Consider the following 13,394-nt stretch of genomic DNA (forward strand, 5'->3'; position numbering starts at 1 on the left):
TTATAGACCCCGTATTTTACTCTACTAGAACTATATGGTCCAAAAGAACTACAATCATGTGAAATCCATATTCATCTATCGCAGAAAACAGTATAATTAATAGGCTAATAGACTTATAAAATACATAAACAATCAATGAGGAGCTGCTTGTATGTCTGTCAAACGTTTGGATTCAACAAAACCGATTATTGAGATTACGTGGGAGGGGATTGTCTCACCAGAGCAGGTCGATCAAGTCAACGCAGAGATTGAAAAGATTGCCCCGCAACTGGGTAACACATTTGATGTAATAGTTAATATGATACACATGAAGGCTTTTCCGCAAGATACGAAGGAGAAAATGGTGGAGCATCAAAAAAGACTGAAAGACCTGGGTATGAAACGGGCCAGTGTAGCTGTCGGTGGAGCGATCGCCAAGATGCAACTTAATCGAATCTCCAAAGAATCAGAACATCAGACTGAATTTCAATGGGAAACCTATGATGAGGCATTGGCATTTTTATTGAAATAAGAGTGTAATATGATGTGTTTAAAAAAGGGTGCTTTCCATTGGAAAGCGCCCTTATCATTTTTCTCGTTTATCTGTAGCTTATAAACTGCGGTTTACTAGGATAATATCTCATTTTAATTCTCAGTGTGTCTAAAAGAGCGTTTTCAAATAAGAAGTATAAATATACAAGATCTCGCGAAAAGCTATACATTTTAATTTAATAATGACGATATACTCCATATACCAGAGCTGTAATTCACAACATCATAATCGTTATTTTGCTTGTGGTTTTTTAACAGGTAGGGTATGGATCTATCGAACTTTTCATGGGGTAAAGCAACTACAGAGAACGGAAGGGATTCTGTAACATCACATGAGTTTCATTCAACAGAGAATCAACATACTAGGAGGAATAATATGAAGCTCAAACCCAAATTAATGGTAATGTTTATGGCCTCTGTGCTAATTACTGCACTGCCTCTTGCCCTTCTTGGTTTGTATCAAACAGAAAATCAGGCTACCCGTAACGTCAAATCTCTACTTCATGGATTAATGAATTCAGCAACTAACCAATTAGAGGGGTGGATTGCGAGCAATGCCAAGGTCGTCGAAACCTTAGGCTTTGTAATCGAACAAGCTGTGCCTGAAGGCACGCTTACAGAGGATTATTTCAAAATAATGAACATGGGCACTAATAAAGACTATCTATCCGATCTGTACTTTGGCTCAGAGAAAGATGGTACCTTCATGAACGGATCAGATTGGTCACCGGATGCAGGTTACGATCCACGTAAACGCCCATGGTATGAACAGGCCAAACAAGCATCTACCTTAATATTCTCTGACCCTTATCAGGATATGATGACTAAAAAATACGCTATTTCCATGGCTATGCCTGTACATAATAAACAGGGGAGCCTAGAAGGAGTCGTCTCAGGCGTTTTATTGCTCTCCACCTTAACGGATACCGTTAATAAAATCAATCTAAACGGACTCGGGTACTCCTTTTTGATAGACAAAAATGGGATGATTCTCGCCCATCCAGAGGATAAAATGTTGAACACCTCTGCCAAGGATAATCCAGAATTAAGCCCCCTGCTGGCAGATATGCAGAGCAACCCTTCAGGGGAGAAGTCGTTTCAATACAACGGCGAAGATTATCTGTTATTCTATAACCAGATTCCTAGTACAGGCTGGGTGATCGGTTCCGTGATTTCAGAAAAACTTGCCTATGCTGAATTTTATCAGTTGCGTAATAATTATATTTTAATTATTGGGGCTACACTTCTAGCTGTGCTGGCTGGAGCTTACTGGATTGCGACTCTGTTCATCAAACCGTTGAAACAGCTGCACCAGACCTCCATGCAAATGTCCGGCGGCGACTTCACGGGACGGGTTAATGCGAAGGGCAAAGATGAATTTGCCGAACTCGGCGTCGCCTTTAATCAGATGTCTGATCAACTCGGGACACTGCTACGCCAAGTCACCACCTCGGCTGACCGGGTACACAGCATTTCAGGAGAGATGCAGGAACACACGGAGAATACAAAACGAATTGCTGAACAAATTTCGATTGCCACCGATGAGCTGGCTCAAGGCTCCAGCACACAAGCTGAATCCGTCTACGATGGATCTGGTCGTCTGACTGTTATGAGTGACAACGTTGGAGGTATTAACCGCAGTGTAGAACAATCGGTCGAGATGATACGCGACGCTGGTGAAGCGATGCTCACAGGTCTGCAAGCCGTGGATCACCAGGTTGAACTGGCAGACGGCAATCGTCACTCCATTGACCGGGTAGGTGAGTCGGTTACACTGCTTGCCGACAAGTCTCAGAAGATTGAGGGCATCGTCGCTATGATTCAAGGCATCGCCTCTCAAACCAATCTGCTGGCGTTAAACGCCTCGATTGAAGCTGCCAGAGCGGGTGAACACGGACGCGGCTTCGCTGTTGTAGCAGAAGAAGTCCGCAAGCTTGCCGAGCAATCTGCTGACTCCGCCAAAGACATTATCATACTGCTGAATGAAATTCAGACAGCCAGCGGAATGAGTGTTAACGAAGTACGCACTGCTGAACAGGGTATGGAGCAACAGGTTGCTGCCGTGTACAACATGCGTGAATCCTTCTTACGCATCCAGCAGTCGATTGAGGGCATTGAAACTCAGTTGAAACAAGTCTCCTCTGCAACGACCGAACTGGACGACAATGCCGGCAAAGTGGCCGAGGTAATCTCCAGCGTTGCGGCTATGTCGGAGCAAAGTGCTGCTTCCACAGAAGAAGTGGCTTCTTCCACACAAGAGCAATTCAATTACATTACCAGCATCTCCGAGCGTTCCAATGAATTGGCTGAGCAATCCAAAACACTGGCCGACGAGGTGAAAAAGTTTAAAGTGTAATCTTCGAGACGATACGGATGACCTCTGCAAAAGAATATGCATATCTAAGCTGATTAAATCAAGAAGTCAGATTTATAGATATAATAAAACAGACCTCATTCTGCTCCAGATGGTGCATAATGAGGTCTGTTTACTGTTTGGTTATATGTCACAGTCACCATTGAACACATTGCACGGTACCGTAACAGATAAATAATCAACATGTGCGGTTAGATCCCGTGTTTTACATCAAATGCTATGACTATTTACGCAGCTCTGCTGGTGCTTGACCTGCCGAATCACGAACCACCAACTCCGGTTTAAGTACAATTTTTTGTGGAGCCTTCTGTTCATCCTTTAGCTCATCGATCAACAAATCCACTGCCCGGCGGCCCAAATCTTCAATCGGTTGGGCAATCGTGGTTAGGGGCGGGCTCGTTACCGAAGCGAGAATCGTATTGTCGAATCCGATAATGGATACATCCCTCGGTACACGTAGTCCTAACTCCTTAGCTGCTTGAAGTGCACCGATCGCCTGAATATCATTACAACAAAATATACCTGTCGGATGGTTCTCTTCACCGAGCAGCCGCAATGCCTCTTGTTTGGCAGAACCTAGGTCTGCAGCTGATTCTCGGATCTGATCACGCTCCAGTACATGTCCTGCTCGCTGTAAAGCTTCACGGAAGCCACGTACTCGTTCTTGACTGCTGCTAACTTTGGATGGCTCAGACAAGACCGCCAGACGCGTATGTCCAAGTTCAAGCAGATGTTGTGCAGCCAATATGCCGCCAAGCATATCGTCAATGGTGACCGTATGCACCGACAATGCGGGCATATGGCGGGCAATCAGCGCAACAGGCATCGACTGCTGCAAGAGCGGTGATAGAATCTCGGCATTCTCGATCCCGGTTCCGATCATCATGCCGTCGACTCTTTTTTGCTGCAACAGATTCAGGTATCGCTCTACCCGCTCGTCCTTGTTATCCGTACTGCAGATCACCACACTATACCCCAACTGGCGGCTGCGATCCTCTACTGCCCGGGCAAGCTCGGCAAAATATGGATTCGAAATGTCCGGTACAAGCAGACCTAGCGTATACGTCTGTTTGCCTGTCAGTGCAGCAGCGATTGCGCTCGGTTGATAGTGAAGGCGCTCCATGATCTCCATAATCTCGGCACGACGTTTCTCGCTGATCTTGCCTTTGCCGTTAATCACCTGCGAGACGGTGGCAATAGATACCCCCGCCTCGCGTGCTATATCGTAAATGGTTGCTTTCATCGTTTTTCCCCATTTGTGCTATATATAAATTCATTATACATAGATGATTATTATCTTCTTATTATGAAGGGGGAATACTACTTACGCAATGTGGAGACGAAATTACTTATGACTTTTACTTTTTGAACAGCCACTCATGATCAGGGTCGTTATGGAACTTCCATGTCCGTGTCGGTCCTGCCATCACATTCAGATAATAGACTTCATATCCCGGAGGTGCGCCTACCGGATGGTATCCATTCGGCACAAGCACTACCTCGCCGTTTTTCACGGCAAGCGTCTCGTCCACAGAACGATCATCGGTGTACACACGTTGAATGGCAAACCCCTGCTCCGGCTGCACACGGAAATAATACGTTTCCTCCAGCAATGATTCATCTGGCAACGCATCCCGATCATGTTTATGCGGCGGATAACTTGACCAGTGACCGTCCGGTGTGAACACTTCAACGACCAGTAAGCTGTCGGCTTCCTTTTGCTCCGGTAAAATGTTATGAATGTGCCGCTCCAGATTGCCGTAACCGCGTCCTTCCACACCTACATCCTCAGGAGCGATCAGGCGCGAAGGATACGTACCTTTTCCTGGGGCAACACAGATCGCGATTTCCAGCTCGGTAAGTGCCGTAACCTCAACCTGATCTAACGTAGACACATAGACGGAGTACGGAGGGATTTTTTCGAAAACGCTCATCCGTTTCCCGATATTCTCCCACGTATGCTCCCGAGTACTTACGTTTGCAAGCCCGCTGAGAAGCACAACACAGAGCTCCTGGTCTCCACTCTCACGGCTTAGCTTCTCCCCTGCTGCTAGTTTCGCAACCTGAAATCCGACGTATTCCCAGCCAGCAGATTCCGGAGTCACCGTTAATATTGTTCCGTCTGCCTCCGGGTTTGCGGCAGGTTTTACGATAAGTTCTGACATGTTATTCATCCACTCCTTCCATACTTGTCTGCTATCACCTGATATGAACCTTGTGTGTATGACGGTATCGTTCATTCATTTGAAGAAAACATATGTTTTTGGGCTACGAATTAATTGGCTGGTTGTGTCTCACGCGATGCACCTGGAACCTCAGTCATCTTCACAGGCCTTCCCTGTTCCATGGACATCTTGGCTGCCAGAGCGATCCGCTCCGCCTGTACAGCATCATTACCATCTACAATGACCGGTTTATCATGAATGATGGCATCAATGAAAAGAGCGGTCTCCTGCACATACGCCTCATTGTAACGTTCAAGGAAGAAGTGCAGTGGTTTGTCACGCATCAGTCCAGCCGCTGTGCTGATCTCCGCCGTATTCGGATGGTCATTATCTGCCGAAGCGCTACCCAAGGAACCGAATACTTCCACTCGTTGATCATATCCATACACGGCCTGACGGCTGTTGTCGATCACACCTATTGCGCCATTAGCAAACGTCAATGTAACGATCGCTGTATCCACATCGCCATGCTCGGCGAATACCGGATTAATGAGTACCTTGCCTTTAGCATACACTTCCTCAACTTCACTGCCAGACAGATAACGGGCCATATCGAAATCATGGATCATCATATCCATGAAAATCCCGCCGGATACCCGGATGTATTCCGCAGGTGGCGGGCTCGGGTCACGGGAAGTAATCTTGAGAATATGCGGATCACCAATCGTGCCTTCCAGCACATGGGAGCGTACTCTTCTGAAATTGTGGTCAAAACGGCGGTTAAACCCGATTTGAAGTTTCACGCCAGCCTTTGCTACAGCCGCTACGGCTGCTTCGGTCTGGGACAAGTCCATACTTACCGGCTTTTCACAGAAGATATGTTTACCCGCTTGTGCTGCTTGCTCGATCAATGGTACATGTGTATCCGTTGAAGAACAGATTAAAACCGCATCAACGTTTGACATTGCAATGAGCTCACTGCTGTCTTTGGTTACAACGGAGATGCCCCGTTCAGAGGCCCACGCCTCCAGTTCAGGTCCTGCAAACAAATCACTGATCGCGACAATCTCGGCATGCGGGTTACGCAGCAGGTTGTCTGCATGGATTTTGCCGATACGTCCAGCACCAATGATACCAATTCTTACTTTGTCCTTGCCCATTCCGTTATCCTCCCTATTTGCATCCCTATGGTGTCTGGGAACTGAGCTCTTGCTCAGCCCCTGTATTGCAATACGTACTGTGCGTTAAACGATTACCAGCGTGTGGTTACCATTTTCTTGCGAGTGTAGAACTCCACACCATCCGTGCCGTTAGCATGCAGATCACCGTAGAAGGATTTCTTCCAACCGGAGAATGGGAAGAAGGCCATCGGTGCAGGTACGCCCAGATTCACTCCCAGCATACCTGCATCAATCGTTTCACGGAACTGACGCATATTTGCGCCACTGCGAGTAAACAGACATGCCCCGTTCGCAAAGTCTGAGCGGTTTGCCAGTTCTACCGCTTCCTCCAACGTTTCTACTCTTGCCACCGAAAGAACAGGAGCAAAGATTTCATCTTTCCAGATTTTCATGGTGCTATCTACATGATCAAATACAGTTGGTCCTACAAAATAACCGGAGCCGTCTGCCGCCTGATCCTTGCGTCCATCCCGAATCAACGTTGCACCTTCCTGTTCACCTGACTCAATGTATCCCAATGTACGCTCTTTATGAGGTCCACGGATCACCGGACCCAGGAATACACCTTCGTCCATACCGTTACCGATGTTGATCCGGTCCGCCGCTTCCACCAACTTTTGTACCAAGGCATCCGCTACATCGCCAACAGCGACAACAACGGAACATGCCATGCAACGTTCGCCGGCTGATCCAAATGCTGCACTTGTAATCTCTTTTACGGTCAGATCAAGGTCAGCATCCGGCATAACGATGGAGTGGTTCTTCGCACCAGCGAGTGCCTGAACACGTTTGCCATGTGCAGAAGCTGTTTTGTAGATGTATTCGGCAACAGGTTGTGAACCGACAAATGAAATCGCAGCAACTTCTTTATGCTCAAGCAATCCGTTTACAACGTCATGTGCACCGTGAACGATATTGAGTACGCCGTCCGGAAGTCCTGCTTCTTTGAAGAGTTCTGCCAAACGTCCAGCAAGAAGCGGAGTACGCTCTGACGGCTTCAAAACAAAGGTGTTACCGCAAGCAATCGCTAGCGGGAACATCCAGCAAGGTACCATCATCGGGAAGTTGAACGGAGTAATGCCCCCGATAACCCCGATTGGGTAACGGTACATGCCCGACTCCAGTCCTGTAGCAATATCAGGCAACTGTTTACCCATCATGAGGTTTGGAGCACCAGCCGCGAACTCAACGCACTCAATCCCGCGCAATACTTCGCCGTAAGCTTCGGCATAACTTTTACCGTTCTCCAGTGTCACCAGTTTAGCCAGTTCTTCCCAGTGCTCTACCAGCAACTGCTGATAACGGAACAGAATGCGGGCACGGCGAGGAACCGGTGTAGTGCTCCATGATTTGAATGCTTCCCGTGCAGCCTGTACCGCCTGATCCACATCCGCTTGTTCAGACAGCGGCACGTATGCAATAACCTCTTCCGTAGCTGGGTTGACCACTGCTTCGGTTCGTGTTGTTGTTGGGGTTACCCAAGCACCCCCGATCCAGTTTTGTACATTCGTCACTGTTGCAGACGCTTCTGAAGTCCCTTTTCCCATGTGTGTTGTCTCCCCTCGTTTATGTGCGTTACTTCTATGCGTTTCTTCCACTTGTGATCTGCTTAGGTTCATACTCTATACGTGATTAAGACGGAACAATTTCACCACGGTTGCAACGTTCGATATAGTCATCCACCTGTTCCACCGTTGGCATGGCATCCGAGCAGCTGTGACTGGAGATAACGATACTTGCTGCAGCACTTCCGTAGCTCATGCTGCGCTCGATCGTCCACCCTTGCATTAATCCGTAAAGGAAACCTGCCGCGTAAGAATCACCTGCACCGAATGTTTTTACGACACGAGCAGGATAACTGTTGGCCCGGTGTGATAGTCCTTCACGCGTATACGCGATAGAGCCTTCTTTTCCGTGCTTGATAATAACGATTTTCGCTGAAAAATCAAACCATTTCTGTGCCGTCACCTGATCATTATGATCCGGGTTATTTTCAAATGTCTCCATCATGTCAAACTCTTCTCGTGTGCCCAAGATGATATCGCATTTCTCGGCAGCAAGGTTATAATAAACGGCCGTTTCTTCATCCGATGTCCATGTGTATGGACGGTAGTCTAGATCAAATACGATAATAGTGCCGTGTTTTTTGGCATAGGTCAGTGCCTGGATTACTGCTTCACGTGATGGGCTCTGAGCGAGAGCTGTACCAGAAATCAACAGCACTTTGGAATCCGCAATCAGCTGTTCCTGTACCTCACTGGCCTGTAATAAAAGATCCGCTACATTGTCTCGGTACATCAGGATACTGCAATCTGTCGGGCTCTTGATCTCGGTAAAAGCAAGTCCGGTTACTGCTCCCGTGTTATCAGTCACCACATTGGAAGTGTCAATCCCGTTTTTCTCCAGATAACTTTGGATGAATCTGCCCATCTGGTCACCAGCAATTTTGCCGATGAAAGCCGTCTCCATGCCAAGTCTGGACATGCCGATCGTAATATTGGCCGGAGAACCGCCAACATATTTGGTAAACGTCATCGTCTCTTCCATCGGACGGTTGATCTCATTGGCATTCAAGTCGATGCACAAGCGGCCAATGGCAGTAAAATCCTTTTTCCTTGATGCCGGAAAGGATACGTAAGTCATTGCGTTTGAGCCCCTTTCTATGGTGGAATCTCGATTGGTTAGGAGATGATTTCTACTCCATTTATATGAATTCATATTGGTTTAAATTTATTTTGCCTCACATATAGATGCTAGGCTGGTTAACTGCCTTTAATTGCGCTGTCTTTACTGCCCTAGTACAGAGACTCCATGTAACTCAGAGAGCGTTTCGCATACTCATACGGATTATGAATGGCAGGATCTTGTTCTCCTTCAAGCATCGCCCAGCCATTGTATCCACGAGTGATCAGCTCCTGCAGAATTGGTGCAAAATCAATACAACCATCTCCTGGTACAGTGAATACACCTCTGCGAATACAACCAACAAAGTCAGATTTCTCTGCTCGTGCCTGATCCAGCACATCCGGGCGAATATCCTTCAGATGGATGTAGGCAATCCGGTCGTAATGTTTACGCAGCACCTCAAGTGGGTCAGCGCCGCCATAGTAGGCATGGCCTGTGTCAAAGAGTAAGTACACCAGTGAAGGGTCTGTGAGCTCCATCAAACGATCAATTTCCTCTGGTTGCTCAACTACAGTGCCCCCGTGATGGTGATAGGTGAGCTTAAGCCCATACTCCTGAGCAATGGCACCGGCTTGGTTCAAACCTTCAGCAAGAACATGCCATTCGGCATCGCTGAGTCTAAGCACTTCTTTTTCATTCGGTGTCCGTCTTGGATCAAAATGAAGTGAGCCGCCTACCTCGGCCGTGCTAATGACCTTGCTTCCCATGGACTGCAGAAATTCTGCATGTCTGCGATAGTCGTCCAGCTCTGCTTGGCGATATGCCGGATCGGAGAACAGTACGGATTTCCACTGGGAGATCAGATTAATATTCCGCTTGCTCAGCTCTTCACGCAGTGTAGCGGGATCGGTCGGGTACTTGCGTCCCATCTCAGTACCCGTCAATCCCAGACGCTGAATATCGTCCAGAATCTGCGCACAAGTTGTATCATCACCATGTTCCTTTACATCTTCGCCGACCCAATTGATCGGATGAATCCCAAGCTGGAATGGCAGCTTGCTCATGGTTCCACGGCTCCTTTTGTTGTTCAGCTTTGTTAGACCTGTATATAAAGAGAATTATTATTAGAATAAAATGAGTAGATGAGAGCAGCCACTCGCTTAAACCAGTTTTGCTTTGCCACGATTCGTTTTCATCGTCTCATGGGCACGAACGACTTTCTCCTCAACAGATACTTCAGGTACGCCGACATTCCACCATGACTCATATCCACCTGTATTGGTTCCAGGTACAACCGGAATTTCAATCAACGTTGTCACCGTTTCATTTTTGGCATCCCGAAGTGCCTGTTCCAGTTGCTCTGCGGTTTCCGCGCGATATGCTTTCGCACCCATACTGCGAGCGTGAGCTGCAAAATCCATAGGCATATACTCACCAGTCAAACGGCCACTATCTGTTTCACGATAACGGAACTCATTTCCGAATCCGTCACTGCCGTGCTCACGTTGCAGATTATGAATACACTGGAAACCATTGTTATTAAATAAAAGAATCGTCATTTTCTTCTGTTCCTGCAGACTTGTTACCAGTTCAGAATGCAGCATCAGGTAACTGCCGTCACCCACCATGGCGTAGACTTCACGATCCGGCTCTGCAAGTGCTGCACCGAATGCACCACTGACCTCGTATCCCATGCAAGAGAATCCATACTCCATGTGGTAAGTCTTCGGCTCAGCTGTGCGCCACAAACGGTGCAAATCCCCTGGGAGACTACCTGCTGCACAGACAATTACGGAAGAGGGATCAATCGTGCGATTTACGATACCAATGGCTTTCGTCTGCGCCAGACCGGCTTCATGCTCGGCAGCGTAGAGTCGATCCACCTCTGTATTCCATTGATTACGAAGTTCAGCCACCTCAGATGAACCATATGCACTGCTGTACTGTTGTGCCTTCAATTCTTGTTGCAACACCTGCAAGCCTTCACGGGCATCAGCCAGAATGGCTTCCCCGCCTAACTTGGCAGCATCCATACTATTCAGGTTGATGTTGATAAAGGTCACTTCTGGATTTTGAAAAGCAGCATGTGAGGCCGTGGTAAAATCGGAGAACCTTGTCCCTACGCCGATCACGACATCCGCTTCTTTAGCCAAGCGATTGGCTGCCAGAGAACCGGTAACCCCTATCGCCCCCACATTAAGCGGGTGGTTCCAAGATACTGCACTTTTGCCTGCTTGCGTTTCAGCAATCGGAATACCAAAGGCTTCCGCGAACTCGATCAGTTGTGCAGATGCTTCAGAATAGAGCACCCCACCACCTGCAACGAGCAGTGGCTTTTTGCTATGGACGATCTGCTTCGTTGCCCGTTCAATGGCTGCCGGAACAGGTGGCCGGCGATCCAGGTAATGCACTTTACGGGCAAAGAACGATTCCGGGTAGTCATATGCTTCTGCCTGTACATCTTGAGGCAATGCCAGTGTAACAGCTCCAGTCTCGGCTGGGTCAGTCAATACACGCATAGCATTGGTGACCGCAACCATTAACTGTTCCGGGCGCACGATGCGATCCCAGTATTTGCTGACTGCTTTGAATGGATCTGTAGCCGATATTGTATAGTCACTGCTTACTTCGAGTTGTTGCAATACTGGATCTGGCTCTCGCGTAGCAAAGTTATCTCCAGGGAGAAGCAATACCGGAATCCGGTTCACCGTTGCTGTTGCTGCAGCAGTAATCATATTCAGTGCACCAGGGCCAATAGATGTAGTGCATGCGTAGATCTGTTTACGGTTTTTCTGTTTGGCGTAAGCTGCAGCTGTGTGCACCATACCTTGTTCGTTTTTACCTTGCATATACGTCAGGCTTCCAGGGCTACGTTCTAATGCTTCCCCGATTCCTGTTACATTCCCGTGTCCAAATATTCCGATAATTCCTTTTACAAATTTGGTTTCTACCCCATCTACCGAGATATACTGCTGATCCAGGTATCGAAGCAAGGCCTGAGCCATCGTTAGTCGAATCGTTGTCATGAACTGATCGCCATCCTTTCCTTTACGGGTTAAGCGCTTAATCTAAGTTAAGTTTAAGCGCCTTACCCCTAAAGGTTAAGCGCTTAATTCATATGGTATTACAGGCTGAGCATTTTCGCAAGTTATTTTTGTAAGCGTTTTATTAAAAATGAGGGGATTTTTTCGTAAATAAGAGTGAAAAGTATGAATCTGGGGGATTATTATCCCTCCGATTGCTAAGGTAATGGCTGGAGAAATATAAAGTATAAATGATCAACAATTGTTTATATAAGAAACTCGAATGTTATTAAAACGCATTGTGGGTTTGAAAATCGAGGGATCAAAAGTAACTCAAAAATTTAGCTGAGTGTAACGAAAGAGTTCATTGAATGTTGATTGATTGTTGATTGAGAGAATAGCTGAGTAAATCCGACGAAGGCTTGGCCACATAATATAGGAATAGGGAAATAACCCCTTTTTCATGCAAAAAAAAGAAAGAGAACACGGATTGTGTCTCTTTCTTCTTCAAATATATAAAGCGGGTGATGGGAATCGAACCCACGCTATTAGCTTGGAAGGCTAAAGTTCTACCATTGAACTACACCCGCATAAATAAAAAATCGGGATGACACGATTTGAACATGCGACCCCCTGGTCCCAAACCAGGTGCTCTACCAAGCTGAGCTACATCCCGTTAAATATACCGGCGAGAGGACTCGAACCTCCACGGTTTCCCACTCGATTTTGAGTCGAGCGCGTCTGCCATTCCGCCACGCCGGCAAAGTTTAGAATTAAGTTATAATGGCGCGCCCTGAGAGATTCGAACTCCCGGCCTTTTGATTCGTAGTCAAACGCTCTATCCAGCTGAGCTAAGGGCGCAAATATTGGAGCGGAAGACGGGAATCGAACCCGCGACCCTCGCCTTGGCAAGGCGATGCTCTACCGCTGAGCCACTTCCGCAAAATAAAGGATGCGCGTGGAGGGACTTGAACCCCCACGTCAAAGACGCTAGATCCTAAGTCTAGTGCGTCTGCCAATTCCGCCACACGCGCATATAATAAAAGTGAGTCATGAAGGATTCGAACCTTCGACACCCTGATTAAAAGTCAGGTGCTCTACCAACTGAGCTAATGACTCATAATAAAACTGGTGGAGGATGATGGATTCGAACCACCGAACCCGTACGGGAGCAGATTTACAGTCTGATGCGTTTGGCCACTTCGCTAATCCTCCATAAAGTGGTGCCGGCGAGAGGACTTGAACCCCCAACCTACTGATTACAAGTCAGTTGCTCTACCAGTTGAGCTACACCGGCGTATCAAATTGTTATGTTCATGGTGGCTCGGGACGGAATCGAACCGCCGACACGAGGATTTTCAGTCCTCTGCTCTACCGACTGAGCTACCGAGCCATATATGAATGGCGGAACCGACGGGATTCGAACCCGCGATCTCCTGCGTGACAGGCAGGCATGTTAGGCCAACTACACCACGGTTCCAGATCACTTTCATAA

The 13,394-nt window shown here is 47.5% G+C and carries 9 protein-coding genes and 11 tRNA genes; 2 read left to right on the forward strand and 18 right to left on the reverse strand.

The window, feature by feature from the left end; genetic code table 11:
- The first annotated feature begins 151 nt into the window (after positions 1-151).
- Both ABIE27_RS30485 and ABIE27_RS30490 read left to right on the forward strand, forming a co-directional pair.
- Entirely contained in the window at positions 152-511 is a 360-nt protein-coding gene (locus ABIE27_RS30485; protein ID WP_429352190.1) for a hypothetical protein, read from the forward strand.
- 396 nt (positions 512-907) lie between these two features.
- Positions 908-2,887: a methyl-accepting chemotaxis protein gene (locus ABIE27_RS30490; protein ID WP_429352191.1), complete on the forward strand. Its 1,980-nt coding sequence runs from the start codon at positions 908-910 to the stop codon at positions 2,885-2,887.
- Between the two features lie 241 nt (positions 2,888-3,128).
- Here the strand turns inward: ABIE27_RS30490 and ABIE27_RS30495 are convergent, their stop codons facing one another.
- The 18 genes from ABIE27_RS30495 to ABIE27_RS30580 form a co-directional block, all read right to left on the reverse strand.
- Positions 3,129-4,148 carry a LacI family DNA-binding transcriptional regulator gene (locus tag ABIE27_RS30495; RefSeq protein WP_123067388.1) on the reverse strand — a complete coding sequence of 340 codons (1,020 nt, stop codon included), beginning with the start codon at positions 4,146-4,148 and terminating at the stop codon, positions 3,129-3,131.
- Positions 4,149-4,263: 115 nt separating this feature from the next.
- Positions 4,264-5,070 (reverse strand): 5-deoxy-glucuronate isomerase, encoded by an 807-nt coding sequence (iolB, locus tag ABIE27_RS30500; RefSeq protein WP_123067387.1) that lies wholly within the window; start codon positions 5,068-5,070, stop codon positions 4,264-4,266.
- A gap of 110 nt (positions 5,071-5,180) precedes the next feature.
- Positions 5,181-6,230, reverse strand: a complete 1,050-nt coding sequence (gene iolG / locus ABIE27_RS30505; RefSeq protein ID WP_123067386.1) for an inositol 2-dehydrogenase — start codon at positions 6,228-6,230, stop codon at positions 5,181-5,183.
- Positions 6,231-6,322: 92 nt separating this feature from the next.
- Entirely contained in the window at positions 6,323-7,798 is a 1,476-nt protein-coding gene (locus ABIE27_RS30510; RefSeq protein ID WP_123067385.1) for a CoA-acylating methylmalonate-semialdehyde dehydrogenase, read from the reverse strand.
- A gap of 85 nt (positions 7,799-7,883) precedes the next feature.
- Positions 7,884-8,894, reverse strand: coding sequence for a 5-dehydro-2-deoxygluconokinase (gene iolC, locus ABIE27_RS30515; RefSeq protein ID WP_429352192.1), 1,011 nt, complete (start codon positions 8,892-8,894; stop codon positions 7,884-7,886).
- A gap of 152 nt (positions 8,895-9,046) precedes the next feature.
- Positions 9,047-9,940 carry a myo-inosose-2 dehydratase gene (iolE, locus tag ABIE27_RS30520; RefSeq protein ID WP_123067383.1) on the reverse strand — a complete coding sequence of 298 codons (894 nt, stop codon included), beginning with the start codon at positions 9,938-9,940 and terminating at the stop codon, positions 9,047-9,049.
- A 96-nt stretch (positions 9,941-10,036) separates the two neighbouring features.
- Positions 10,037-11,902 (reverse strand): 3D-(3,5/4)-trihydroxycyclohexane-1,2-dione acylhydrolase (decyclizing), encoded by a 1,866-nt coding sequence (iolD, locus tag ABIE27_RS30525; RefSeq protein ID WP_429352193.1) that lies wholly within the window; start codon positions 11,900-11,902, stop codon positions 10,037-10,039.
- 516 nt (positions 11,903-12,418) lie between these two features.
- Positions 12,419-12,489, reverse strand: a tRNA-Gly gene (locus tag ABIE27_RS30530).
- 12 nt (positions 12,490-12,501) lie between these two features.
- Positions 12,502-12,575, reverse strand: a tRNA-Pro gene (locus ABIE27_RS30535).
- A gap of 7 nt (positions 12,576-12,582) precedes the next feature.
- Positions 12,583-12,661 (reverse strand) — tRNA-Leu (locus tag ABIE27_RS30540).
- Between the two features lie 22 nt (positions 12,662-12,683).
- Positions 12,684-12,760: transfer RNA gene (locus tag ABIE27_RS30545), tRNA-Arg, on the reverse strand.
- 6 nt (positions 12,761-12,766) lie between these two features.
- Positions 12,767-12,841: transfer RNA gene (locus ABIE27_RS30550), tRNA-Gly, on the reverse strand.
- A gap of 11 nt (positions 12,842-12,852) precedes the next feature.
- A tRNA-Leu gene (locus ABIE27_RS30555) sits at positions 12,853-12,933 on the reverse strand.
- 12 nt (positions 12,934-12,945) lie between these two features.
- Positions 12,946-13,018: transfer RNA gene (locus ABIE27_RS30560), tRNA-Lys, on the reverse strand.
- A gap of 10 nt (positions 13,019-13,028) precedes the next feature.
- Positions 13,029-13,114, reverse strand: a tRNA-Tyr gene (locus ABIE27_RS30565).
- A 6-nt stretch (positions 13,115-13,120) separates the two neighbouring features.
- Positions 13,121-13,196 (reverse strand) — tRNA-Thr (locus tag ABIE27_RS30570).
- A 20-nt stretch (positions 13,197-13,216) separates the two neighbouring features.
- A tRNA-Phe gene (locus ABIE27_RS30575) sits at positions 13,217-13,292 on the reverse strand.
- Positions 13,293-13,301: 9 nt separating this feature from the next.
- A tRNA-Asp gene (locus ABIE27_RS30580) sits at positions 13,302-13,379 on the reverse strand.
- Between the last annotated feature and the right edge of the window lie 15 nt (positions 13,380-13,394).

Origin of the sequence: Paenibacillus sp. 4624 (assembly GCF_050435065.1) — a bacterium.
GTDB classification, from domain to species: domain Bacteria; phylum Bacillota; class Bacilli; order Paenibacillales; family Paenibacillaceae; genus Paenibacillus; species Paenibacillus amylolyticus_D.

Bases quoted from the DNA above. Each gene is read 5' to 3' on its own strand.
- ABIE27_RS30485 (WP_429352190.1), top strand. From the start codon at position 152: ATGTCTGTCAAACGTTTGGATTCAACAAAACCGATTATTGAGATTACG.
- iolC (WP_429352192.1), bottom strand. From the start codon at position 8,894: ATGACTTACGTATCCTTTCCGGCATCAAGGAAAAAGGATTTTACTGCC.
- iolE (WP_123067383.1), bottom strand. From the start codon at position 9,940: ATGAGCAAGCTGCCATTCCAGCTTGGGATTCATCCGATCAATTGGGTC.
- iolB (WP_123067387.1), bottom strand. From the start codon at position 5,070: ATGTCAGAACTTATCGTAAAACCTGCCGCAAACCCGGAGGCAGACGGA.
- ABIE27_RS30495 (WP_123067388.1), bottom strand. From the start codon at position 4,148: ATGAAAGCAACCATTTACGATATAGCACGCGAGGCGGGGGTATCTATT.
- ABIE27_RS30490 (WP_429352191.1), top strand. From the start codon at position 908: ATGAAGCTCAAACCCAAATTAATGGTAATGTTTATGGCCTCTGTGCTA.
- iolG (WP_123067386.1), bottom strand. From the start codon at position 6,230: ATGGGCAAGGACAAAGTAAGAATTGGTATCATTGGTGCTGGACGTATC.
- iolD (WP_429352193.1), bottom strand. From the start codon at position 11,902: ATGACAACGATTCGACTAACGATGGCTCAGGCCTTGCTTCGATACCTG.
- ABIE27_RS30510 (WP_123067385.1), bottom strand. From the start codon at position 7,798: ATGGGAAAAGGGACTTCAGAAGCGTCTGCAACAGTGACGAATGTACAA.